At 66.4% G+C, this 24,393-nt stretch carries 21 protein-coding genes; 7 read left to right on the forward strand and 14 right to left on the reverse strand.

What is annotated here, in order from left to right:
* The first annotated feature begins 18 nt into the window (after positions 1-18).
* Positions 19-183: a hypothetical protein gene (locus AC066S_RS03395; protein WP_478268914.1), complete on the forward strand. Its 165-nt coding sequence runs from the start codon at positions 19-21 to the stop codon at positions 181-183.
* A gap of 124 nt (positions 184-307) precedes the next feature.
* On the opposite strand, the gene AC066S_RS03400 is transcribed toward AC066S_RS03395, so the two are convergent.
* From AC066S_RS03400 to putA, 3 genes are all read right to left on the reverse strand, one after another.
* Positions 308-955 carry a glutathione S-transferase family protein gene (locus tag AC066S_RS03400; protein ID WP_478268915.1) on the reverse strand — a complete coding sequence of 216 codons (648 nt, stop codon included), beginning with the start codon at positions 953-955 and terminating at the stop codon, positions 308-310.
* A gap of 158 nt (positions 956-1,113) precedes the next feature.
* Positions 1,114-2,319, reverse strand: a complete 1,206-nt coding sequence (locus AC066S_RS03405) for a CaiB/BaiF CoA transferase family protein (RefSeq protein ID WP_478268916.1) — start codon at positions 2,317-2,319, stop codon at positions 1,114-1,116.
* Between the two features lie 332 nt (positions 2,320-2,651).
* Positions 2,652-5,651 (reverse strand): bifunctional proline dehydrogenase/L-glutamate gamma-semialdehyde dehydrogenase PutA, encoded by a 3,000-nt coding sequence (gene putA / locus AC066S_RS03410; RefSeq protein ID WP_478268917.1) that lies wholly within the window; start codon positions 5,649-5,651, stop codon positions 2,652-2,654.
* Between the two features lie 113 nt (positions 5,652-5,764).
* On the opposite strand from putA, the gene AC066S_RS03415 reads away from it, so the two are divergent.
* Positions 5,765-6,226 carry an Lrp/AsnC ligand binding domain-containing protein gene (locus tag AC066S_RS03415; RefSeq protein WP_126259205.1) on the forward strand — a complete coding sequence of 154 codons (462 nt, stop codon included), beginning with the start codon at positions 5,765-5,767 and terminating at the stop codon, positions 6,224-6,226.
* A gap of 173 nt (positions 6,227-6,399) precedes the next feature.
* Here the strand turns inward: AC066S_RS03415 and AC066S_RS03420 are convergent, their stop codons facing one another.
* The 4 genes from AC066S_RS03420 to AC066S_RS03435 form a co-directional block, all read right to left on the reverse strand.
* Complete coding sequence (locus tag AC066S_RS03420) at positions 6,400-6,600, reverse strand: cold-shock protein (RefSeq protein WP_008563500.1); 201 nt, start codon at positions 6,598-6,600, stop codon at positions 6,400-6,402.
* A gap of 209 nt (positions 6,601-6,809) precedes the next feature.
* Positions 6,810-7,118 carry a SorB family sulfite dehydrogenase c-type cytochrome subunit gene (sorB, locus tag AC066S_RS03425; RefSeq protein WP_164718799.1) on the reverse strand — a complete coding sequence of 103 codons (309 nt, stop codon included), beginning with the start codon at positions 7,116-7,118 and terminating at the stop codon, positions 6,810-6,812.
* 12 nt (positions 7,119-7,130) lie between these two features.
* Positions 7,131-8,330 (reverse strand): SorA family sulfite dehydrogenase catalytic subunit, encoded by a 1,200-nt coding sequence (gene sorA, locus AC066S_RS03430; protein WP_478268918.1) that lies wholly within the window; start codon positions 8,328-8,330, stop codon positions 7,131-7,133.
* A 337-nt stretch (positions 8,331-8,667) separates the two neighbouring features.
* Positions 8,668-10,401, reverse strand: coding sequence for an adenylate/guanylate cyclase domain-containing protein (locus AC066S_RS03435; RefSeq protein WP_478268919.1), 1,734 nt, complete (start codon positions 10,399-10,401; stop codon positions 8,668-8,670).
* Positions 10,402-10,786: 385 nt separating this feature from the next.
* Between AC066S_RS03435 and AC066S_RS03440 the strand changes: the two genes are divergently transcribed.
* Entirely contained in the window at positions 10,787-12,304 is a 1,518-nt protein-coding gene (locus tag AC066S_RS03440) for a glycosyltransferase family 39 protein (protein WP_478268946.1), read from the forward strand.
* Between the two features lie 117 nt (positions 12,305-12,421).
* Here the strand turns inward: AC066S_RS03440 and AC066S_RS03445 are convergent, their stop codons facing one another.
* Both AC066S_RS03445 and AC066S_RS03450 read right to left on the reverse strand, forming a co-directional pair.
* On the reverse strand, positions 12,422-13,450 hold the full coding sequence (locus AC066S_RS03445) for a YcjF family protein (RefSeq protein ID WP_126259210.1): 1,029 nt from the start codon (positions 13,448-13,450) through the stop codon (positions 12,422-12,424).
* Positions 13,447-14,916, reverse strand: coding sequence for a YcjX family GTP-binding protein (locus AC066S_RS03450; RefSeq protein WP_126259211.1), 1,470 nt, complete (start codon positions 14,914-14,916; stop codon positions 13,447-13,449). The genes AC066S_RS03445 and AC066S_RS03450 overlap by 4 nt, the downstream gene beginning before the upstream one ends.
* Before the next feature lie 178 nt (positions 14,917-15,094).
* On the opposite strand from AC066S_RS03450, the gene trhA reads away from it, so the two are divergent.
* On the forward strand, positions 15,095-15,790 hold the full coding sequence (gene trhA, locus AC066S_RS03455; protein WP_478268920.1) for a PAQR family membrane homeostasis protein TrhA: 696 nt from the start codon (positions 15,095-15,097) through the stop codon (positions 15,788-15,790).
* A 65-nt stretch (positions 15,791-15,855) separates the two neighbouring features.
* Positions 15,856-16,650, forward strand: a complete 795-nt coding sequence (locus AC066S_RS03460; RefSeq protein WP_478268921.1) for an SDR family oxidoreductase — start codon at positions 15,856-15,858, stop codon at positions 16,648-16,650.
* Positions 16,651-16,791: 141 nt separating this feature from the next.
* Here the strand turns inward: AC066S_RS03460 and AC066S_RS03465 are convergent, their stop codons facing one another.
* Positions 16,792-17,253, reverse strand: a complete 462-nt coding sequence (locus AC066S_RS03465) for a MarR family winged helix-turn-helix transcriptional regulator (RefSeq protein ID WP_478268922.1) — start codon at positions 17,251-17,253, stop codon at positions 16,792-16,794.
* 76 nt (positions 17,254-17,329) lie between these two features.
* Here AC066S_RS03465 and AC066S_RS03470 point away from each other — a divergent pair, with 76 nt between their 5' ends.
* Positions 17,330-18,103, forward strand: a complete 774-nt coding sequence (locus AC066S_RS03470) for an SDR family NAD(P)-dependent oxidoreductase (protein WP_478268923.1) — start codon at positions 17,330-17,332, stop codon at positions 18,101-18,103.
* A gap of 87 nt (positions 18,104-18,190) precedes the next feature.
* Here AC066S_RS03470 and mdlC read toward each other — a convergent pair whose 3' ends face one another.
* The 4 genes from mdlC to AC066S_RS03490 form a co-directional block, all read right to left on the reverse strand.
* The gene (mdlC, locus tag AC066S_RS03475) at positions 18,191-19,813 is read right to left on the reverse strand and encodes a benzoylformate decarboxylase (RefSeq protein WP_478268924.1); all 1,623 of its coding nucleotides are present in this window, start codon (positions 19,811-19,813) and stop codon (positions 18,191-18,193) included.
* Positions 19,814-19,981: 168 nt separating this feature from the next.
* Positions 19,982-20,833, reverse strand: coding sequence for an HTD2 family dehydratase (locus AC066S_RS03480; RefSeq protein WP_126259217.1), 852 nt, complete (start codon positions 20,831-20,833; stop codon positions 19,982-19,984).
* A gap of 16 nt (positions 20,834-20,849) precedes the next feature.
* Positions 20,850-21,950, reverse strand: a complete 1,101-nt coding sequence (locus tag AC066S_RS03485; RefSeq protein WP_478268925.1) for a CaiB/BaiF CoA transferase family protein — start codon at positions 21,948-21,950, stop codon at positions 20,850-20,852.
* 9 nt (positions 21,951-21,959) lie between these two features.
* Entirely contained in the window at positions 21,960-23,129 is a 1,170-nt protein-coding gene (locus tag AC066S_RS03490; RefSeq protein ID WP_126259219.1) for an acyl-CoA dehydrogenase family protein, read from the reverse strand.
* Between the two features lie 124 nt (positions 23,130-23,253).
* Between AC066S_RS03490 and AC066S_RS03495 the strand changes: the two genes are divergently transcribed.
* Positions 23,254-24,174: a LysR substrate-binding domain-containing protein gene (locus AC066S_RS03495; protein WP_478268926.1), complete on the forward strand. Its 921-nt coding sequence runs from the start codon at positions 23,254-23,256 to the stop codon at positions 24,172-24,174.
* Positions 24,175-24,393 lie beyond the last annotated feature (219 nt).

Raw genomic sequence — 24,393 nt, forward strand, 5'->3', positions numbered from 1 at the left:
AAGCGATTTGGATGATTCATGACGGATACGGGCAACGCCAACAAGGCGCGCAATCGCGAAATCGCGCAGAACGAAGAAGCCAAGCAGATCGCCGGCAGCGCCCGCGTCAGCATCTCGGCGATCGCGGTGGCCGTCATCGTCGGCGGCATCCTGTTCACGCTCGGCTGGCTGTCGCTGCGGTAAGCCGCGCTTCCTTCGTCATGCCCGGGCTTGTCCCGGGCATCCACGTTCTCGTATCCGCGTCCAAGATCGTGGATGGCCGGGACAAGCCCGGCCATGACGGCGCTGAAGCTTGGCGCTGGCCCCCTCATTTCGCGTAGTTCGTCATCCGCTTGCCCGGCAGCAGCTCATAGGCCGGCTTCCAGCCGGGCAGCGCGGCGATGCGGCCGAGCCAGGCGTGGATGGCGGGATGGCTCGTGGCGAAGTCAAAACCGTGCTCGTCGCTCGGATAATGCAGATAGGCCATCATCGAGATGTCGGCGACCGTCGGCCTTGCGCCGATCGCGAAGTCGTTGTGCTGGAGATGCCCGTCGAGAATGCCGAGGAAGTCCTCGAGCCGGCGGCGAAAATGCTTCAGCACCTGGGGATCGTTCTTCTCGGTGAAGGCGCGCATGAAGCGATAGGTCGCCATGTAGCCGGTGAGCTTGTGGTTGTCCCAGAACAGCCAGCGCAGCAGCTCGAACTTTTCCTGCTCCGTCTCCGCGCCGAAGCGGCCGTACTGCTCGGCGAGCTTGAGCAGGAGCGGCGCGGTCTGCGTCATCTTCACGCCGTCGATTTCGAGCACGGGAATCTCGCCCATCTCGTTGACCGCCTTGCGCCATTCCGCCGTGCGCGTGACGCCGCCGGCAAAATCGGTCCACACCGGCTCGAACCTCTCGCCGCACAGCGTCAGCATCAGCGCGAGCTTGTAGCTGTTGCCGGATTCCGGGAAGTAGTGCAGGCGATAGCTGGGCATGGGACCTCGCGCGGCGTGATGTTGCCATAGGTTTGTAGCGGGATCGTCCGGCATCGTCATTGCGAGCGCAGCGAAGCAATCCAGCCATGCATCCGCGGAGACACTCTGGATTGCTTCGCTGCGCTCGCAATGACGGGGTTAGCGCGGCGCGCGCCACCTTACCCCACGGCGCCCGAACTGCGCAGCTGCTTGATCGCCGCCTCGTCGTATCCCGCCCCACGCAAAATCTCGTCACTGTGCTCGCCGACGGCGGGCGGCTTGCGCGGCTGCACCTTCCTGGCGCCGTCGATCCAGATCGGGCTGTTGATGGTGAGCATGGTGTCGTTCTCGAACGGCACCAGCACCTCGTTGTCGAGCATCTGCTTGTCGTTCGGGATGTCGTCGAGAATGGCGACAACGCCGAACACGAGGCCGTTGCCGTCGAGGATCTGCCGCCATTCGGCGAGATCCCTGGTGGCAAAAGTCTCGTCCAGAATCTTGATCAGCTCGACCGAGCGGGCGTGACGGTCGGCCTTGGTGGCGAAGCGCGGGTCGGCGATCAGGTCCTCGCGCCCCAGGCACTTGGCCAGCGTCGGAAACTGCTTCTCCTCGCTCAGCAGGGACAGGATCAGCCAGCGGCCGTCCTTGCACTGGTAGTGGTTGGCGACCGCGTTGAGCGCGCGCTCGCGCGGGCGCCGCTCGCCGAACTTGGCGCCGCAGAGTTTTGCCTGCGCCAGCACGCTCGCCGCCCACACCCCGTTCGCCATCAGATTGGAGGCGACATGCGAGCCCTTGCCGGTCTTCTCGCGCTGATACAGCGCGGTGACGATGGCGCCGTAGAACGCCATGGCGCAGGGATGATCGCCCATGCCGGCGACCGAGCGCGCCGGGGTGGTGTCGGTGTCGGCGCGCACGAGGTCCATCAGGCCCGACCGCGCCCAATAGGCGTTGCTGTCGAAGCCGGGCTTGTTGGCCTCCTCGCCCTTCTCGCCATAGCCGGTGAAGGAGGCGTAGATCAGCCGGTCGTTGAGATGGGCGAGATGATCATAGGTGATGCCGAGCTTGGCGCGCACCGGCGGCGGCATGTTGGTGATGAAGACGTCGGCCTCCGCCACCAGCTTGTACAGCACCGCCTGCGCCTCGGGCTTTGCGAGGTCGAGCGCGATGCTCTTCTTGTTGCGCGCTTCCAGCAGCCAGGCGAAATTGTGCTCGCCCGTGGGATAGCCCGGCAGGTTGGGCAGATTGCGGTAGGGATCCCCGGCGCCGGGCGGCTCGATCTTGATGACGTCGGCGCCGAAATCCGACAGCACGGTCGCGGCCGCGGGCGCTGCGATGAAGCTCGCGCAGTCCAGAACTTTCAGGCCGGCAAAAATGCCCTTATCCATCGCAGCGTCGCTCCCTCGCTTCAGTCGTTTCCCGCGCGCTGGAATTGGCACGGGCGCATTCATGGGAGCATTAGACCGATGTTTCCGCGGGATGCAACGGCGCCCGGTGCAGGGCCCATTGCGGTAGTCGGCGCGCGTCCGCCACGGACCCGAACCCATCTCCCGTCACCCTGAGGTGGCCGCTTCTTCAGCGGCCCTCGAAGGGCGACGGCCCGGCTGCATCGGGGCCGTACATCCTTCGAGGCTCCCGGCGCGATGCTGGCATCGCGCCACTCGCACCTCAGGATGACGGAACTGCTATCGTGCGTTGATAAGAGGGCTCGGACGCCGTCTCACTCCTCACCCGCAAGCAACGCAGCATTGCCGCCTGCCGCAGCCGTGTTGATGGTCACAGTCTGCTCGGCGGCGAAGCGCGCGAGGTAGTGCGGGCCGCCGGCCTTGGGGCCGGTTCCGGAGAGGCCGTTGCCGCCGAACGGCTGCACGCCGACCACGGCGCCGATCATGTTGCGGTTGACGTAGACGTTGCCGATCTGGGCGCGGTCGATGATGGCTTCGATCGTGTCGTCGATGCGGGAGTGGATGCCGAGGGTGAGCCCGTAGCCGGTACGCTCGATGGCCTGCAACACGCGCGCGAGATTCTCGGCGCGATAGCGCACGACATGCAGGATCGGGCCGAAGACCTCCTCGGTGAGCTGGCCGGCGTCCTTGAGCTCGAAGATGTGCGGCGCGACGAAGCAGCCCTCCGGTGCGTCGCCTGCAAAGTGCAGCCGAGCCTCGCGCTTCATCCGTGCGATATGCGCATCGAGGCGCTGCTTGGCCTCGAGGTCGATCACCGGGCCGACATGGGTCGCGACATCGGAGGGATCGCCGATCTTCAGTTCGCGCGCGGCGCCCGCGATCATCTCGATCATGCGATCGGCGACGTCCTCCTGCACGAACAAGAGCCGCAGCGCCGAGCAGCGCTGGCCGGCGGAACGGAACGCGGAGGTGACGACGTCGTCGGCGACCTGCTCGGGCAGCGCGGTGGCGTCCGCGATCATGGCGTTGATGCCGCCGGTCTCGGCGATCAGCGGCACGATCGGCCCGTCCTTGGCGGCGAGCGTCCGGTTGATCAGGCGTGCGACCTCGGTCGAGCCGGTGAAGACGACGCCGGCGATGCCAGGATGCGCCGTCAGCATCGCGCCGATCTTGCCGTCGCCGGTGACGAGATGCAGCGCGCTTCTGGGGATGCCGGCCTCGTGCAGCAGGGCGACGGCTTCGCGCGCGATGCGCGGCGTCTGCTCGGCCGGCTTTGCCACCACGCTGTTGCCGGCCATCAGCGCGGCCGTGACCTGCCCCAGGAAGATCGCCAGCGGGAAATTCCATGGCGAGATCGCGACGAAGACGCCGCGACCCCGCATCGCGAGCGCATTGCTCTCGCCGGTCGGGCCGGGCATCGCGGTATCAGCGCCGAACAGCTTGCGGCCTTGCGCGGCATAATAGCGGCAGAAATCCGCAGCTTCGCGCAGCTCCGAGAGCGCATCGTCGAGCGTCTTGCCGCCCTCGGCTTGCAGCAGCGCGATGAAGCGGGCGCTGCGGCGCTCCAGCAGATGCGCCGCCTGCTCCAATGCCGCCGCGCGCGTGCCTGCCGGCGTCCGGCTCCAGGCGGCAAAGCCCGCAACCGCCGCAGCGAGTGCCGCATTGGTCTGATCCGGCGTGGCATCGGCGATGGGCTTGAGGTCCACAGCTTCGGCCTTCACGTCGGCCAGCAATTGCTCGAGCGCGCGGCGCGCGCCGAATTCGACGCCGCGCGAATTGCGCCGCTCCGGCGCGAACAGATCGCCTGGCAACGAAATCTTGGAATGGGCCGCCGCTTGCGGCCGGACAATGGCATCCGCCGGCCGCTGCAGCAGTGCCGTAACCGGCACGCGATAATCGGCAGCCTGCGCCACGAAGGAGGAGTTGGCGCCATTCTCCAGCAGTCGCCGGACCAGATAGGCCAGCAGGTCGCGATGGCTGCCGACCGGCGCATAGGTGCGGTAGGCGATGTCAGGCTGGTCCTTGGCGAGCTGCTCGTACAGCGCCTCGCCCATGCCGTGCAGGCGCTGGAACTCGAAGCCGCCGCCGCTTGCGGCGAGCTCCAGCACGGTCGCGACCGTCAGCGCGTTGTGGGTGGCGAATTGCGGGAAGATGCGCGGCCGCAAGGCCAGCAGCTTCGTCGCGCAGGCGACGTAGTTCAGGTCCGTCATCGCCTTGCGCGTGAACACGGGATAGCCGTCGAGCCCGCGCTCCTGCGCGCGCTTGATCTCGGTGTCCCAATAGGCGCCCTTGACGAGGCGCACCATCAGCTTGCGGTCATGCGCGCGCGCGAGTGCATCGACATAGTCGATCACGGCGCCGGCGCGTTTCTGATAGGCCTGGATCGCAAGGCCAAATCCGTCCCAGCCTTTGAGCGAGGGATCGGCGAGCGTTGCTGCGATCACGTCGAGCGACAGCTCCAGCCGGTCGGCTTCCTCGGCATCGACGGTGAAGTTGAGGTCATGGGCCTTGGCGCGCTGCGCCAGATCGAGCAGCAGCGGCACCAGCTCGGCCATCACCCGCGCGCGGCTGATCGCCTCGAAGCGCGGATGCAATGCCGAGAGCTTGACCGAGATGCCGGGCCGGTCGGGCAGGGAATGAGTGCCTGCCGCCTTGCCGATGGTCTCGATCGCGCTGGCATAGGCATCGAAATAGCGCTTCGCGTCAGCCGCCGTGCGCGCGCCTTCGCCGAGCATGTCGAAGGAATAGCGCGGCTTCTGGCCGGAGCGCGGCTGAGCCCGCTCCAGCGCCTGCTCGATGGTCTCGCCCAGCACGAAATGGTTGCCCATCAGCCGCATCGCCTGGCGCGTCGCGGTGCGTACCGCCGGCGCGCCCAGTCGCTTGACGAGGCGGCCGATGGTGCCGTCCGGCGTCTCGCCGGGCTGGATCACCCGTGCCGACAGCCCGAGTGCCCAGGCCGAGGCGTTGACCAGGAAGGCCGTGGACTTGGTCTCGTGGTGGATGAAGTCACCCTCGCCGAGCTTGTCCTCGATGAACTGGTCGGCGGTGCGGGCGTCCGGCACGCGCAGCAGCGCTTCGGCCAGCACCATCAGCGCGAGGCCCTCCTTGGTCGAGAGCGCGAACTCCCGCAGCATGTCCTCGACCCCACCGAGCCGGTCGTCGCGCTTGCGAATCGCCTCGATCAGCCGGGTCGCGGTACGGTCGATCCGTGCCTCCCGCGGCGGACTGAGATGCGACGCCGGTAACAGCTGCGCGGCGAGCTCGGCATCGTCTGGCGCGTAGGGGGCGCTAAAGGGAAGCGGGATGTTCGGCATGGCGTGTCCTGTGGCTGAATTCAGGATAATGCCCGCGTGACCGTAGTTCGATAGACAATCTAGCTCATTTGCCTTAGAAAATGAAGATTGGTAGGCAAATGACCTCGGAAACTATGGAATTAGATCGCATCGACCGGAGAATCCTCTCGATTTTACAGGAGGATGGCCGGATTGCCAATGTCGAGCTCGCCGAGCGCATCGGGCTGTCGCCGACCTCGATCGGCGAGCGGCTGAAGCGCCTGCAACGCGAGGGCTTCGTCGAGGGCTACGGCGCGCGGCTCAACCCGCATCGGCTCGGCCTTGGCCTTCTGGTGTTCGTCGAAGTGCTGCTCGACAAAACCACGCCCGACAATTTCGAGCGGTTTGCGCGCGCGGTGAAGCTCGCGCCCGAGGTGCTGGAGTGTCACATGGTTGCCGGCGGCTTCGACTATCTTGTGAAGGCGCGGCTTGCGGACATGTCCGCCTATCGACGCTTCCTCGGCGAGACCCTGCTGTCGATGCCGGGCGTGCGCGAGACGCGGACCTATGCGGTGATGGAAGAGATCAAGCGCGACGCACCGTTGCCGGTGGGCTGACGACATGTCGTCGCGATTGTCGTTGCTGCGGCGTCGAACAAGCGGTCTTCGCAGGAAAAAATAGCTATCCTCGTGCAATCGCAACGCCTGTCGTCGAATGCACTGGCCGTCTTCTGAAATTTTCTTGGCCCGCTCCCGGAAGGTGATCCGGGAGGCAGCAAAGGCTGGCGGGCTTATACTTTGAGGTTCTCTGCGGAAGTCTTGCCCCGGTTTGCGATCTCTTCGTATTCCACCGTCTGTCCCTCGTTCAGGGTCGACAGACCGGCCTTCTGCACTGCCGAGATATGCACGAACACATCCTTGCCTCCCGACGCAGGCTGGATAAATCCATAACCCTTCGTCGGGTTGAACCACTTGACCGTACCTTTAGCCATCACGACTTCTCCGCGGGTCTTCCTCCGAGATCTCCGAACCGCCAGTCCCCGCCAACCGGCCGGTTCGGTCCTAACAGGATACGCGGAATGTGGCGGGCTTGGTAGCTCAAACCACATCGGCATTTCGCCGAATTCCGCTCAACTTCGCGGCGCTTTTGCCGGTTTTGCCCGTTTCGCGGTCAAACAGCCCGCGTGCTGCGCGCTGTCAGTCAATACGTCGCGGCCAGGTAATCGACGATCTTGCCGACATCTGCATCGTCGATCGGCGCGCCATAGACCTTGATCATCTTGGTCACCTCGGCCTGCCAGAAGCCCTTCCTGTCCTTCATCGGCGGCTGCGTCTTGATGTAGTCGGCCGAGTGGCAGGCGCTGCAATTGCCCTCGACGACCTCAAGGCCGGGGCCCGGCTTGAACGCGGCGACCTCATCAGGGGTCTTGTAGTTGACCGGCGCGGCAAGTGCCGAACCCATCGCGGCGACAAGGCCGAGCGAGACGGCGAGGAGAACGGTGCGCTGCATGATCATTCTCCCTCAGGCGGCCGTCACATGGACGGTCTCGACCACGTTGCGCAAATAGCCCGCCGGGTTCCAGCGCGGCGTGTCCGGCTGCGTCTCGCCCCCATGTCCGGTGGCGCGGACCTTGAGCTCATGGCTGCCCGCCGCAAGCTTCACCGGCAGCTTCCATTCGCGGAAGGCGTATTTGCCGAGATCCTTGCCGAGCTTGGCGTTCACCCAGCTCTTGCCGCCGTCGGTGGAGACCTGGACCTCCCTGATGCCCTTGCCGCCGTCAAAGGCGATGCCGCGCAGGGTCACAGCTCCCGCCTTCAGCTTGGCGCCGTCAGGCACGCTGGTGATGAAGGAGCGTATGGTGAAGCGGTTGATCGGGATGGTCGCTTTCGGCGCGGTGCCGGGCTCAACCGCGTTGTTCGGTGTATCCGGAATGCGATAGGCCGACTTCATCCAGAAGCCGTCATAGACATTGTCGATGACGGTGATCTCGTTGAGGTGCTTGACCCAGTAGGTGCCGTAATAGCCGGGCACGATCAGGCGCAGCGGGAAGCCGTTGAGGAACGGCAGATCCTCGCCGTTCATGCCGTAGGCCAGCATGACCTCGCCGTCATTGGCGTGATCGATGTCGAGCGCCTTGACGAAGTCAGGCGTCTTGTCGCTGACCGGCCCGTCCATGCCGTTGAAGGTGACCTGCTTGGCGCCGCTCTGCACGCCGGCCATCTCCAGCACGGCTTTCAGCGGCACGCCGCGCCAGCGCGCGCAGCCCATGGCGCCGTTGGCGAGCTGGCCGCCGGCGACGCGCGGCTCGAAGAAGCCGCGGCTGTTGCCGGAGCACTGCGCGACGGCGACGATCTCCGTCGCCTTCATCTTCCGGATGTCCTTCAGCGAAAGTTTGAGCGGCTTGTCGACCTTGCCCTTGACCTCCAGCGTGAATTTGTCGGGATCCAGATCGTAGGGCAGATCGGAGAGGTGATAGCGCACGAAGAACGCGTTGTTCGGCGTGATCGGACCGTCGTTGAAGATCGCAAACGGCGTCTCGAGCTGCGGCGGCCGGCTGGTGAGGCCGATCATCGGCCGCTTCTGCGGGTATTTCACCAGCGGCCGTTCGCCGTTGGCGAACGGAAGCGTGACGGTTTCGAGGGCCGACGCCCTCGTGGCATTCAGTGTGGCCGCAAGAGCGGTCAAGCCCGCTCCCTTGAGCAGGTCGCGTCGATCGAACATCCTCGTCTCCTCCCGGAGCCTTTCTTCTGTCAGCGGCCATCACCGCGGACCCGCGCTCATCTGTTGCAACGATCGGAACGAAGTCAATTCGTGCTTTCGCAGCAGGCCCATGCCGCTGCGTCGCAGCAGGCCGGTGTTACGCGGTGGCAGTGAATTGAGTCGAACTGTAGCGGCGGCGACGGTGCACCTGTCCTGCGCGCCGGGCGATGCGAAGCATCGTCCCGAGCACGCCGGGTGGGCTTTCTCCTCTAGGGGACGGTCTCATTGCGGAAGCACCCTCTCCCCAACCCTCCCCCGCAAGCGGGGGAGGGAGCGCAGCGCCTCCGGGGCTCACACCTTACGCCGCGACGCGCTCGCTGCGATCGACCAGCGCCGCCAGCTCCCGTGCATCCGCCACCACCCGCACCGCCATCGGCTCGTCGCGGCCGCGGATCGCGACCTCCTGGTGCGGCAAGGCATCGTCGGCGAGACCCGCGCTACGGCGGATCTCGTCCGAGACGATCGCCTCGCAGGCCAGCGTCTTGGTCATGTCCTGGAGGCGGGCGGCGACGTTGACGGCATCGCCCAGCGCCGTGAAGACGATGTGATCGCGATAGCCGATGTCGCCGATGATGACCTCGCCGCCGTGAATGCCGATGCCGAAGCGGATCGGCTGGCGAAGATCATGGCTCAGGAGCTGATTCAGTTCGTCGATCTGCGTGGCGATGCCGCTTGCCGCCTTCAGCGCCTGCCGGCAGGCGGTTTGCGGATCGGCGGTCAGCCCGAACAGCGCCAGCATGCCGTCGCCGACGAACTGGTTCGGCTGGCCGCCATTCTCGATCACGGCCTGCGACACCGCGCCGAGGAAGCGGTTGACGATGAACACGGTGTCGAACGGCAGCCGCTTCTCGGCGAGCTGCGTCGAGCCGCGCATGTCCACGAACAGGCTGACGAGATAGCGCTCCTGGCCGATGCTCGCCGGCGCGGAGGCATGCGCTGTCGCCGCCGACGTCTGCGGGGTGAAGAGCTGGAAGAAGGAGAGATCCGACGTCGGCCGCAACTGGCAGGCCAGCCTGATCGAGGGATCGTTGGTGCCGACGCGGGTCAGCACGAAGGCCTCGCGCTGCGACGGCTCGGGCAGGGTGGCATGATCGCCGATGATCCGGATGCGGCAGGTCGAGCAGCGGGCGCGGCCGCCGCAGACGCTGGCATGCGGCAGATTGTGGCGCAGGCTCGCTTCCAGCACGGAGAGGCCTTTGGGGACCCGCACCGTCTTGCCGTTGCCATAGGACAGCGCGACCATGCCGCCGCGCCGCTCGCGCCAGGCGCGCACGCCGCGCGCCGCCAGCGCCAGGCCCAGCAGCCCGAAATAGGCGATGGTGAAGCCGCCGGTGATGCGATCGAGCGTCGCGGCCTCGGCCGTGGTGCCGACCTGGCGTCGGGTGAGATTCTGCGCGCGCCACTCCCTGTCATCGGCTTCGAACGCGACGTTGCGGCCGCCCTGGTAGATGCCGAGCAGCGACAGCGTCGGGATCAGCACGGCGGCGGCGAGCAGATAGGGCGCGGCGCGCGTGAAGAACGGTTTGAGGCGCAGCCAGAAATAGATGCCGATGCAGCCATGGACCCAGGCGATCACGAGCAGGATCGTCATCTGCCAGAGCCGGCCGGGCGCGGCGACGAAGAACAGATAGAGCTCCGGCGGGTAGAGCTTCTGGTGATCGTACAGCGTGTAGCCGAGCCGCACCCCGACCACGTGCCCCATGACCAATGCGGGGATGCTCAGGCCCAGCGCGAGCTGCAGCGGCTCGATCGTCCGCCAGCGGAACTGGCGGCGCTGATACAGCGCGTAGATGCCGAGCCCCATATGCGTGAGCGCGGCGGTGTAGAACACGAGTGTGACGGGCAGGAACTGCCAGAACAGGGTGTGGTAGGTGACCCCGGCCTCCATGGCCTCGACCGAGATATTGCCGAGCGCATGGTTGAGGAAATGACTGATCACATAGCAGAACAGGATCACGCCGCAGACGAGCCGCACCTGCCGCACGCTGGTCGCGCGGACGAGCTCGGACATCTGTGCAGCAGCGGTGGCCATGATTCGGTTGTATCAGTTCACGAAGGAGAACAGCCAGCCTAGCGGTTAATTCCGGGGGTGGACAGGTTCGGGATCACATGCCTGGGAGGGAGCCCCACACACCGCCGTCGTCCCGGACAAGCGCCCCCAGAAATCGTAGGGTGGGCAAAGGCGCAAAGCGCCGTGCCCACCGAGTCTATCCGTTTATGCACGGCGTGGGCACGCTGCGCTTTGCCCACCCTACGGCGTCCGCGTCGGGGCTGGATCGCCGCTGCCCATCCCCGCATTGACTCCCCCTCCGAGGTTGGCGAAAAGCGCGGCCGTGACGATCGCTGCCGATATCCCCGTGAAGCCAGACGGCGCCGAACGCCGTCCCATCCTTGTTGCCGTGCTCGTCATCGCCGCGATGACGCTGCTCCGCATCGTCTACGCCTCCGCGATCGAGCTGCGCACCGACGAGGCCTATTACTGGACCTGGTCGAAGGAGGGCGCGCTCAGCTTCCTCGATCATCCCCCGGGGATCGCCTGGCTGATCCGCCTCGGTACTGCGATCTTCGGCGACACGCCGCTCGGTGTCCGCTTCGGCGGCATCGTCGCGATGCTGCTGACGCAGCTGTTGCTGGCCGACATCGTCCGCCGCCTCACCCACGATGCGCGCGCGGTGATGTTCGCGGTGCTGATGCCGGAGGCCGCGCTCTATTACGGCCTGCTGATGGCCAAGGTCGCGCCCGACGTCGCCATGATCCCGTTTGCGGTGGCGATGATGTGGTCGCTGGTGCGGCTGTCGCAGAGCGGCGACGGACGCTGGTGGCTGGCGGCCGGCCTGTTCGCCGGCCTCTCGATGCTGTCGAAATTCACCGCGATCATGTTCGCGCCGGCAGTCGCCGCCTTTCTGCTGGTGCCGGATTGGCGCTGGCGCTGGTTGCGCAGCCCCTATCCTTATCTCGCCGTGCTGGTTGCCACCCTCGTGTTCTCGCCGGTGCTGATCTGGAATGCGCAGCACGATTGGGCCTCGTTCCGATTCCAGGGCGTGCGGGCGACCGCCAATTACGGCATCTCGCTGCGTACCATCGGCGATTACATCGGCCTGCAATTCGGCCTGGTCGGCTTCGTCATGCTGCCGGTGGTGCTGACCGGACTGGTGCTGACGGCGTGGCGCGGCTATCGCACGCGCGAGCCGGTCGCGATCCTGTTGTCGACCGCGGTGCTGGTGCCGTTCCTGTATTTCCTGGCGAAGTCGACCACGCTCCGGGTCGGCGACACCTGGCCGATGTTCATGTGGCCGGTCGGCTTCGCCGCTGCCGCCGTGAACCTCGTGGCGATGATGAAGGAGGATTGGTCGGCGCGCATGCTGAGATCGTCGCTGTTCTGGGCGAGGACCGCAATCGTCTCCGGCATCGCCTTCGTCGTGATCGTGTTCCTCTATTACGTCGCCGCGCCATGGAACCTGCTCGGCAGGATCGATCCGATCGGCGCCGAGGCCGGCTATGAGCAGGTCGCCGCGCGCGCGCAAGCTGCACTGGACGAGACCGGCGCGACCTGGATCGCCACCACGGACTATCGCACCTACGCCATGATGCGTTGGCTTTTCCGTGGGCGCGTGCCCGTCATCGAGATCAACGAACGCGGCCGCTTCCAGGATTTCGCCGATCCCGGCATGGACCGGATCAAGGGCCACGCCGGCATCTATGTCGGCCGCGAGCCGGACAACCGTTCGTCGCTGTGGCAGAACATTCCGGCGAAACGCGAACAGCTCGGTCAGGTCGAACGCCGCTGGCGCGGCCTCGTGATGGATACCTACGCGATTGAAAAGCTCTCCGGCTGGACCCCGGAGCTGTCACCGCCGAAGGACTCGCCGCTGTTTCAGTGGAAGGTGCTGGCCCTCTTCTCCCTCTCCCCGCTTGCGGGGAGAGGGTTGGGGTGAGGGGGAGTCTCCGCGGAGACGGTGATAGTTGGACACGCGGAGAGTCCCCCTCACCCGGATCGCATCTTCGATGCGCTCCGGCCTCTCCCCGCGAGCGGGGAGAGGCGAAAAGAGCCGCTACTCTTCCCCATCCTTCTTCCGCAGCAGATCCGTCGCGAGGTCCGACAGCTTCGGCGGCGGCAGCGCCGCGAAGGGCAGCGGGCGCGTGACGTCGATCGCGGCGAGGCCGAGTCGCGCCGTCAGCAAGCCGTTCAGCACGCCTTCGCCGAGCCGCTGCGACAGCTTCGCCGCAATGCCGTGGCCGAGCATCTGCTGCACCAGGCTGTCGCTCGCGGCCATGCCGCCGGTGATGGCGAGATGGGCGATGACGTGGCGCAGCAGGCGGATCATGCCGAGCGCGCCGGGGCGGCCGCCATAGAGAAAAGCAAGCTGGCGGATCAGGCGCAGCGCAGCGACGAACACGAACAGCACGTCGATCGCGGCGCGCGGGCTCACCGCCGTGACGATCGAAACCTTTTGCGCGGCCGACGACACCAGCCGCCGCGCCTCCGCATCGAGCGGCGACATCAACTCGCGCTCGGCGAGCCGGATCATGTCGGCGCCGTCGATGATCTCGCCGGTGTGGCTCTCCAGCGTCGCGCGCGCGCGCGCGAGCTGCGGGTTCTGGTGCGCGATCTTGAGCAGGTCCTGCACGATCACGCGGCTCTCCTTGCGGTCGTCGCTGGCAAGGACGGCGGCTGCGCGCTGATGCAATTGCTCGATCGTGGCAAGACGCGCGAGGCCAAACGCTTCGCGTCCGATCACCACGGCAAGCGCCAGCGCGGTGACGGAGGCGAAAGCGAGGCCGACAAAGCCGAGCGTTTCGCTGCGTGCGAACAGATCCTCGATCAGATGGACTACGCCGAGCCCGGTGCCGAGCAGTGTCAGCCCGGCAAGCCCCGACCAGAACAGCGTGCCCCAGGGAAAGCCGCGACGCGCCGGCCGCGCCGCCTCGATCGGCACCGGCAGCGCCTGCGGATCATGCTCCGGCGTGATCTGGATGGTGGCGCGGCCGAGCCGCGCCGTCTCGTCGGCTTCGGTGACGACGACGCCGGGATCGTCGAGCCGGAACGTCGCCGGCCGCCGTGGCTTCGATCGGTCGTTCATGCGAGCTTGTCTCCGATCAGGAACTGCAGGGCGCGGTCGAGGCGGATGTGAGGCAGCGTCGGCGGCTCGGTGCCTTCGCGCTCGAGTGTTGGCGGGCGGAAGCGCAGGAAGCGGAAATCGCTTCTCTCGGCAGCCTCGGTCGCGAGGCCGCGGAACGCATCACGGCCGTTGAACAGCGGTTCGGGATCCAGCGGCAGGTCACCCGGAAAGGTCGCCACTTCCGTGTTGCCGTCGAAGAACTCGCCGCCGGCGCTCTCGCCGGCGGCCGGCGTTCCCAGGATCGACGGCAATTTGTCGCGGCCGCGCGCGACCTGCGCTTCTGTCGTGGCGCGCACGGCGGCCAGCGCAACCACGTCGATGGAAGCGCCGGTGCTTTCCGCGCGCGCAACGGCGCCCGAGACGGCGCGGCGCAGCACGGCCTCGAGCCGGTCGTGGCTGGAATGATGCAGATGGTCCGCCTTGGTCGCCGCGAACAGAATGCGGTCGATGCGCGGCCGGAACAGGCTGGAGAGCAGGGTGCTACGGCCGATGTTGAAGCAATCGAGAATGCCGGCGAGCGCGGCTTCGAGATCGTGCAGCGCCTCGGGACCGGAGTTGAACGCGGCGAGCGCGTCGGCCAGCACGATCTGGCGATCGAGCCGGGCAAAATGATCGCGGAAGAACGGCCGCACCACGACGTCCTTGTAGGCCTCATAGCGGCGCACCATCATCGCCCATAGCGATCCCTCCGGCGCGTGCCCGCCGATGGGCACCTCGAGCGGCGCAAAGGTCAGCGCCGGGGAGCCTGCGAGATTGCCGGGCATCAGGAAGCGGCCTGGCGGCAGCAGGCTCATCGCGAAACGCTCGTCGCGGCAGGCGCGCAAATAGTCGGTGAAGAGCTTCGCAGCGGCGAGCGTCGCCTGCTCGTCCTCGCGCGCCTCGGGCTTGAGCGTCGCGAGATGGGCGTGCCATTCGCCGGCGAGATGCGCGCGCGGCGCCTCGCGCGACAAGGCGAGGCTCTCCGCCGACCATTGTTCAAAGCTCTTCTGCAGCAGCGGCAGGTCGAGCAGCCATTCGCCGGGATAGTCGACGATGTCGAGTGTCAGAGTGCGATCGGCGCCGTTCGGGCGCTGATAGTCGATGACGAGCCTGAGCTCGCTGATGTCGACGGTCGAATTCGGCCAGCGCCGTTCCTCGACCAGCGCGCGCAGATGGCTCTCATAGGCGAAGCGCGGCACGGCATCGTCGGGCTGCGGCGCCAGATGCGCCCGCGCGATCCGGCCTGAGGCATAGGCGTCGAACACCGGAAACCGGCCGCCGCGGGTGAGGCCGTGGATCAACGCGGTGATGAACACGGTCTTGCCGGCCCGCGACAGGCCGGTAACGCCTAACCGCACCGTCGGATTGAAGAAGTGCTCGCCATAGTCGATCAGCGCCTGCGCAGACAGCCGCGCCTCTTCGACCATATCCTGGAAACTGAATGCCATATGAACGTTAGAGGATCCGGGGCGGGAGGAATGTGCGGCCGATCACAAAAGTGGCAATTGCGTGGGGAAAATCAAGCTCCATACTTCCACCGCCTTTGTCGGCCAGTCAGCCGTTTGAACGACGCGCCGATCCCCAAACACCCATAGCAGAGGGCACTACCTCATTTTGCGGATTGCCATGACCGTCTTCCAACTGAAACAGCTTGCATCCAGCTCTGTCCACGCCGCGGCCGACGCGATGGGCTGGCACTACGACCGCGCCGAGCTCATCGCCGACGGCATCATCCACGCGATCGGGGTGCTCGCCGGCATCGTCGCGGCCACCGTGCTGGTGGTGCTGACGGCGATCTATGCCGACGCGACCGACGTCGTCGGCGTCTCGATTTACATCGCCGGCCTGCTCTCGATGCTGGTGCTGTCGGCGACCTATAACCTCTGGCCGGTGTCGCCGGCCAAATGGCTGCTGCGCCGGTTCGACCATTCCGCGATCTATCTCCTGATCGCCGCGACCTACACGCCGTTCATCCTGGAGGTGAAGGACAGCGGGTTCGCGCTGGTGCTGCTCGCCGGCGTCTGGTGCGTCGCCGTTCTCGGCATCGTGCTCAAGCTTTGCTACCCCGGTCGCTTCGACCGCGTCTCGGTCGGCATTTATCTTGCGATGGGCTGGAGCGGCGTGATGCTCTACGATGCCGTGGTCCGAGCGTTGCCGGCGCTGGTGCTGGGCTTCATCCTGGCCGGCGGAGTGCTCTACAGCTTCGGCGTGATTTTCCACGCCTGGCGGCGGCTGCGCTTCCAGAATGCGATCTGGCACGGCTTTGTCTTGGCCGGCGCGGCATGCCATTATACCGCGGTGCTCGACCTCGTGTTGAGCTGAACAAGCTCCGCGCCGCGGAATAAGCAGCGCGGTGTAAAGCGGTATGAGACAAGAGGAGACGTCGCATGCAGGTGACCGGCAAGGTGGTGGTCGTCACGGGCGGCGCAAACGGCATCGGCAAGGCGCTGTGCGAGGCGTTTGACAATGCGGGCGCGGCCAAGGTCGTCGTCGCGGATATGGATGCTGCCAATGCCAGGGCGGTCGCCGCCATGGTGAATGGCGCGGCCTTCAAATGCGACGTCGCGCAGGAGAAAGACATTGCGCATGTTATCGAGGAGACCGAACGGCAGTTCGGTCCTATCGACCTGTTCTGCTCCAATGCCGGCATCGGCGGCGGCTTCGATCCGATGTCGGAAAATGCCGGCGGCGCCTCCGACGAGCCGTGGCAGCGCAGCTGGGCGATCCACGTCATGGCCCATGTCTACGCGGCGCGGCATCTCGTCCCGCGCATGAAGGCGCGCGGCGGCGGCTATTTCCTCAACACCGTCTCGGCCGCGGGTCTGCTGTCGCAGGTCGGCAGCCCGGCCTATTCGACGACCAAGCACGCCGCGGTGGGCTTTGCCGAGAATCTCGCGATCTCGCACAAGGCCCACAACATCAAGGTCTCGATCCTCTGCCCGCAGGGCGTCGACACCAACATGCTGCGCTCGATCCCGAAGGGCCCGCAATCCGGCGACGGCGACCTCACGCCCGAGCAGGTGGCGAAAGACGTGCTCGCCGGCCTTGAGCAGGAGACGTTCCTGATCCTGCCGCATCCCCAGGTGCTCGGCTACATGCGCAAGAAGACCGAAAACTACGACCGCTGGATCGGCGGCATGGCCAAGATCCAGGCCAGGATGCGGGAAGAGTTCGGGAAGTAGGGCGGAGGCTGTCGCCCCGATTGACGCTGTCATGCCCCGCGAAGGCGGGGCATCCAGTACGCCGCGGCCTCTCGACTCAATCACAACCGCCTCGGAGTACTGGATCGCCCGCCTTCGCGGGCGATGACACCGAGGTTGAGGTCACACCACCGGCGCCATCTCATCCTCCACCCGGCTCTGCCGCAGCGCCCGCGCGTAGAGCATCATGCCCTCGCGCACCTTGCGTTGCTCGGCTTCCGTCAGCGCCGCCAGCGCACCACGCACCTGCTGCCGCCCGAACGCATGCAGCGCCTCCAGCGTGCGCCGGCCCTTCGCCGTGAGCGACAATAGCTTGCTGCGGGCGTCGAGCTCGTCCGGCGTCTCGCGCAGCTCGCCGCAATCGATCAGCTTGCGCACCAGGCGGCTGATGCTGGATTTCTCCAGACGCAGGAAATCGCCGAGCTCGCCGGAGGTCATGGGCCCGCGGATCCCGATCTCCAGGATGGTGTGGACGGCGGACGGCGGATAGTCCGATGCCGCCACCGTCGCATCCATGAAGCCGAGCTCGCGCACCATCAGGCGCGAGGCGGCGCGGATGTCGTCGATCAGCGAAAGCTCGGCCATCCTTGACTCCCGGCATATAGTTGTACCATACAACTATATGGGCGCAACGGCGCGCGCAAGCGTCTTGGAGTCGACCATGAGCGGAGCTTTGCCGACGATGCGAATGACGGGCAAGGTCTGCCTGATCACCGGCGGCGGCAGCGGCATCGGTCGCGCCACCGCGCTGCGGATGGCATCCGAGGGTGCCGAAGCGATCCTGGTCGCGGGCCGCCGCGAGGCCGAGATCGAGGCGACCGCCGCGTCATGCCGCGAGCTCGGCACGGCGGCGATTGCGCTCCAGACCGACATCACGCGCGAGGCCGAGGTCGAGCGGTTGGTCCGCACGGCCGTCGAACGCTGTGGCCGGCTCGACGTCGCCTTCAACAACGCCGGCTTCCAGGAACGGCGGGCGCCGCTGGAGGAGCAGGGCACCGAGATCTACGACAGCGTGTTCGACACCAATGTCCGGGCGCTGTTCCTGTGCCTGCGCCATCAATTGCCTGTCATGCTGGCGCAGGGGCGCGGCAGCATCGTGGTCAACGCCTCCGTCAGCGGCGTGCGCAATCCCAATCCCGGCTTCTCGCTCTATTCGGCCTCGAAGGCCGCCGCGATTTCGCTGACGCGCTCGGCGGCGCTGGAGAACGCCCCGCGCGGCATCCGCATCAACGCGATCGCGCCGGGTCGTGTCGTCACCGACATGATGCTGCGCGCCGGTGTCGGCGACGTCGCGACGGTGAGCGCCGGCCTGCCGCTGCGGCGGATGGGGACCCCGGAGGAGGTGGCGGAGGCCGTGGTCTGGCTGTCGTCCGACGCGTCATCCTATGTGGTCGGGCACGTGCTGGCGGCGGACGGCGGATTTCTGGCGTCGTAGTGGCGTAGCCCGGATGAGCGAAGCGACATCCGGGACCTTTGGTGCAGCCCCCCGGATATCACTTCGCTCATCCGGGCTACGACAGGCTCAATGCTTCTGCCCGTACAGCACCGGCACCGCGGAATCCACGACGACCTCGATCAGGCTCGTGCTTGCATAGGCCATGCCGCGCTTCAGCGCCTCGCCGAGCTCCGCGGCCTTCGTGACCCGCACCGCATGGCAGCCCATTCCTTCGGCGAGCCGGACGAAGTCGATCCCCGGCAGCTCCAGCCCGGGCACGTTGCGCACCTGCATCACCTGGCTGAACGAGCGCATCGCGCCGTAGCCGGAATTGTTGATGACGACGACAGTGAGCGGCAGCTTGCGCTGCGCGGCAGTCCACAGCGCCTGGATCGAATACATCGCCGAACCGTCGCCGATCAGGCACACCGTGCGCTGCTTCGGCTTGCCGAGCGCCATGCCGACGGCGGCGGGCAGCGAATAGCCGAGGCCGCCGCTCGCCATGGTATAGAAACTGTCCTGGCCCGGCATCGGCAGAAACTTTTGCATCGCCGGCCGGTGAGAGGGCACTTCCTCGACCAGCGAGGCGCCGTCCGGCATCGCCTGCGACAGCGAATGCAGCAGGAACTCGACCGGCAGCGGATCGGCGGCCTGCGGTGCCGGCGGCAGCGTGCGGCCCTTGGGTGTGGCGCGCTTGCTCTCCGGCAGCAGCTCGAGCAGCAGGCTCAGCGCCGGCTTCATGGTTGCGATGATGCTGGTGCCGACCGGCGTCACCGCAGCGGCGTCCGCATCGTCGGTGATCTGGAAGATGCTCGCGCCACCGTCGAAGATCGCGGCATGGCCCTCGACATGGAAGGTGAACACCGGCGCGCCGATCACGACGACGAGGTCGTGCGCGCGCAGCGCGTCGGACAGCTGCGCCGGCGAGGCGTGCAGGAAGCCGGCGAATTGCGGATGCCGCTCCGGGAAGGAGCAGCGCGCGGAGAACGGGCTGACCCAGACGCTCGCCTTGGCCTTTTCGGCCACGCGCACCATCAGGTCCACCGCGCCGGCGCGGTCGACGCCGGGGCCGACCACAAGGGCAGGGTGCTTTGCGCTGGCGAGCGCCGCGACCAGCGCCTTCATCGCCTCAGGCTCTGGGCCGATCTCGCGGCTGACCTTGCGCGCTTCCACCGGCGCGGTGGCATGGGTCCAGTCGTCGATCGGGATCGATACGAAGGTCGGCCCGCACGGCGGCTGCATCGCGGTGTAATAGGCCCGCGCGATCGCGGCCGGCACGTCCTCGGGCCGCGCCGGCTCGACGCTGTACTTGACGTAAGGACGCGGAAATTCGGAGGCGCGCTCGGCATAGAGGAATGCCTGCAGCGGCAGGATCGAGCGCGCCTGCTGGCCTGCGGTGATCACGAGCGGCGTCTGGTTGCGATGCGCGGTGTAGATGTTGCCGAGCGCATTGCCGACGCCGGCCGCCGAATGCAGATTGACGAAACCGGCATTGCGCGTCGCCTGCGCGTAGCCGTCGGCCATGCCGACGGCGGAGGCTTCCTGCAGCGCCAGCACGTAGTCGATGTCATCGGGCCAGTCGGAGAGGAACGGCAGCTCGGTCGAGCCGGGATTGCCGAACACTTTTGTGATGCCGAAGGCGCGCAGCAGGTCGAGCGTCGCCTGCTTGACGGTGACGGACTTGCTGCCGCTCTTGCCGTTCTTGGCCATGGTTTCCGTCCCCTTCTTATTCCTCATCCTGAGGAGCGCGTCTTCGCGCGTCTCGAAGGATGAAGGCCCGGTTGGCGGCCTCGCCCTTCGAGACGCGCGCGAAGGGCGCGCTCCTCAGGGTGAGGGTCTAACTTCCTACATCGCTGTTCGCAACGATGCGGACGGAGCTCACCACACCGCCGTGCCCTTCATGGTCGGCTGCCCCTCCGCATTCGCGGTCCACAGCTCCATGCCATCAGCGGTCTCGTTGGCATTGACCGAGAACTCGCTGCCCTCGAACAGCGGCTGCAGGCCGCGATAGCTGAACTTCTTCGGCGCCTTGCCGCCGCGAAGCTTGGCCGCCATCTCGATGATCAGTGCCGCCTGCAGCGGGCCGTGGAAGATCAGGCCCGGATAACCCTCGACCTTGGTGACGTAGTCGCGGTCGTAATGGATGCGGTGGCCGTTGAAGGTCAGGGCGGAATAGCGGAACAGCAGCACGGGATCGGAGACGTGGGTCTCGCGGTGCTGCGCCTTCGGCGGCGGAGGCGAGGCCTTCGCGCTTGTCGGCGCGCTGCCGGTCATCTCGCGATAGACGATGTCCTGCCGCTCGCGGATGGCGGTGCCGCGCGGCGAGGAAATGCTGTGCTCGACCGAGACGAAGCACAGCGTGCCGGTCGAGCCTGATTTCACCTGCACATCGGCGATACGGGAGGTCCGTGTCGATTCATCGCCGACGCGCAGCGGTTGCAAGAACTCGATCTCGCCGCCGGCCCACATCCGGCGTGGCAGCGGCACCGGCGGCAGGAAGCCGCCGCGGGTCGGGTGGCCGTCGGGCCCGAGCATCGACATCGGAAACACCGGCTGCGCCAGGCACCAATGCACCGTGAACGGCGCGGCGTCACCCTTCCTGGGCTCGCCGACGTCCTGGAACAGTGTCGCGCGCAGGCCCATCACGAGCTGCGCGGTGACGATGTCGGTCGCCTCCGTGCTGCGGCCGATCCATTGCCGCAAGTGATCGATGTCGAGCTTCTCGGTCATGACGCCCTCGCTCTTGTTACTTCCTCGATGGACGTTCGCCGATCGCGGGCACGGCGCCGTAGCTGCGCGCCTCGCCGATGATGATCGGCGCCGGCGCGGGATAGCTGACACGGCCGTTCGGCGTGTCGACCTCGATGCGGCGCAGATGCGGATGCTTGGCGAGATCGGCCATGGTGTTGACCTCGGCAAAGGCGATGTCGGCGTCCGATAGCCGCTTCAACAGCTCGTCGCGCGTCATCTTGCCGAAGATGTCCGCGACCGTCGTGTCGGTGAAGTCGCGGTTGCGCACGCGCTCGACCATGTTGGCGACGCGCGGATCGGCGGGCAAATCGGGTTGATCCAGCACCTTGGCGCACAGCGTCTTCCACTCGCGCTCGCTCTGGATCGAGATCAAAATGTCCTTGCCGTCCTTCGAGGTGAACACGCCATAGGGCGCGATCGAGGGATGGCGCAGGCCCATGCGCTTGGGCGGATTGCCGGCCTCGGAGTTGAGTAGCGGCACCGTGCACCAGTCCGCCATCACGTCGAACATGGAGATGCGGATGTCGGCGCCCCTGCCGGTGCGCCCGCGCGCGATCAGCGCCTCCAGGATCGCGGCATGCGCGGTGGCGCCGGTTGCCACGTCCACGATCGACATGCCGACGCGCGAGGCGCCATCAGGGTTTCCGGTGATCGAGGCAAGCCCGCTCTCGGCCTGGATCAGCAAGTCGTAGGCCTTGCGATGCGCATAGGGGCCGTCGTCGCCATAGCCGGTGATGGTGCACGAAATCAGCTTCGGATAGTCCTTCAAGAGCCGCTCGCGGGAGAAGCCGAGCTTGTCCATCGAGCCCGGCTTCAGGTTCTGGATCAGCACGTCGGCGCCGGCGATCAGCTTTTCCAGCTCGGCGCGGCCTTCCGCCGTCGTGAGATCGACCACGGCCGATTGCTTGCCGCGGTTGAGCCAGACGAAATAGCTGCTCTGGCCCTTGGCCGCCGCGTCATAGCCGCGGGCGAAATCGCCTTCGGGCCGCTCGATCTTGATCACCTCCGCGCCGGCATCCGCCAGGCGCGAGGAGCAGAACGGCGCCGCGACCGCCTGCTCGACCGCGATCACCCTGATCCCGTCAAGTGCTCCCATGGCCGGACCTCAGTACGAGCGCGGCATGCCGAGCACGTGCTCGGCGACGAAGGAGAGCACGAGGTTGGTCGAGATCGGCGCCACCTGGTACAGCCGCGTCTCGCGGAACTTGCGCTCGACGTCGTATTCCTCGGCAAAGCCGAAGCCGCCATGAGTCTGGATGCAGGCGTTCGCCGCTTCCCAGGACGCATCGGCCGCCAGCATCTTGGCCATGTTGGCCTCCGCGCCGCAGTCGAGCCCGGCCTCGTATTTGCGCGTCGCTTCCTTCACCATCAGCTCGGCCGCGCGCATCGAGGCATAGGCCTTGGCGATCGGGAACTGGATGCCTTGATTTTGGCCGATCGGCCGGCCGAACACGGCGCGCTCCTTGGCGTAGTTCGTCGCCTTGGCGATGAACCATTTGGCGTCGCCGACGCATTCGGCGGCGATCAGGATGCGCTCGGCATTCATGCCGGAGAGGATGTAGCGGAAACCCTTGCCTTCCTCGCCGATCAGGTTCTCAGCCGGCACCTTCATGTCGGTAAAGAACACTTCGGTGGTGGCGTGGTTCATCATGGTGCGGATCGGGCGGATCTCAAGGCCGTTGTTCTTGGCCTCGCGCATGTCGACAATGAACACCGACAGGCCGTCGGTGCGCTTCTTGACTTGCTCCTTCGGCGTGGTGCGCGCCAGCAGCACCATCAGGTCGGAATGCTCGGCGCGGCTGGTCCAGATCTTCTGGCCGTTGACGATGTAGCTGTCATTGCCGTCCTTGCGCGCGAACGTCTTCAGCGAGGAGGTATCGGTGCCGCTGGTCGGCTCGGTGACGCCGAAGGCCTGCAGGCGCAACTCGCCGCTCGCGATCTTCGGCAGGTACTTCGCCTTCTGCTCGGCATTGCCGTGGCGCAGCACGGTGCCCATCGTGTACATCTGGGCATGACAGCCGCCGCCGTTGCAGCCCGCACGCTGGATCTCTTCCAGGATCGCCGCCGCGGCCGACAGCTTCAGGCCCGCGCCGCCATATTCCTCGGGGATCAGCACCGAGAGATAGCCGGCCTCGGTCAACGCGTCAACGAAGGCCTTCGGATAGGCCATCTCGCGATCGAGCTTGCGCCAATATTCGCCGGGAAACTGCGCGCAGAGCTTTGCGACGGCTTCGCGGATGTCGGCGTAATCTTCGGTGTGGTGTTCTTCGCTCATGGCGTTTCCCGTTCCTAGCGGCAGTTAAGATAACGCCGGCAATCCCTTGGCGTTGTGAAAACAACGCCAGCCCCCTATGCTCATTTGTTATAGCGTATGAAGCAGCCTTCCAGGATTGGCAAGCATGGATTTCCGGCAGCTCAGGACCTTCAGTTGCGTGGCGGAGCTCGGCAGCCTCTCCAAGGCGTCCGACACGTTGCGCGTGGCGCAGCCAGCGCTCTCCAGGCAGATCAAGCTGCTGGAACACGAGCTGCGCACTGAACTCTTCACCCGCAACGGCCGGGGCATGGTGCTGACCGAAGCCGGCCGGCTGCTGCTGGCGCGCACCTCCGGCATCGTGCGGCAGATCGACCAGATCCGCGACGACATCCAGTCGTCCCAAGGGCCGCCTTCGGGCCAAGTCGTGCTCGGCCTCGTTCCGACCGTCAGCTGCGTGCTGTCGGCGCGCTTTGCGCGGCGCTGCGTCGAGAAGTTTCCCGGCATCTCGCTGCGCATCGTCGAGAGCTACAGCGGCCATCTGGTCGAATGGCTGCATCGCGGCGAGATGGATCTCGCCATCCTCTACGGCCGCTCCGCCGATCTGCATCTCAACGTGCAGAGCCTGGGGCGCGACAACATCGTCGCGGTCGGGCCGCGCGGCTGCGGCCTTTCGCGCAAGAAGAGCGTCGACATCGGCTGGCTGCTGCGGCAGCGGCTGGTGCTGCCCTCTCATTCCCACGGCCTCCGCGCGCTGATCGAGCACGCGGCCGCCCAGCGCAAGATCAAGCTCAACGTCCAGCTCGAGGCGGATTCCTTCCGCGTGCTCACCAGCCTGGTCGAGGAGGGGCTCGGCTTCGCGCTGCTGCCGCCCTCGTCGGTCCATGGCGAGGTCGCGGAGGGGCGGCTGGAAACCACGTCCGTGTCGAAGCCGATGACGCGCGAGCTCATTTTCGCTTCTCCGATCGATCGGCCGGTCTCGACGGCCTCGCTGGCGGTCACAGCTCTCCTGCGCGAGGAAGTCGCCGCCTGCCGCAAGGACGGCGTGTGGGACATCAAATTGAGCTAGATGTGCCGATGTCGTAGAACAGTCAGGCGCCGACTTGCCTTCGCATCTGGCGCGAGCTGTCATGCCGAAATTTTATAGCTGGGCTTCAATGCCTGATCCTCATCCTGAGGAGCGCGTCTTCGCGCGTCTCGAAGGATGAAGGCCCGGCTGGTGGCCTCGCCCTTCGAGACGCCCGCTTCGCAGGCTCCTCAGGGTGAGGGGGAGCGGTTCAGCGCGCCG

The organism is Bradyrhizobium sp. CFUWI (assembly GCF_056429085.1).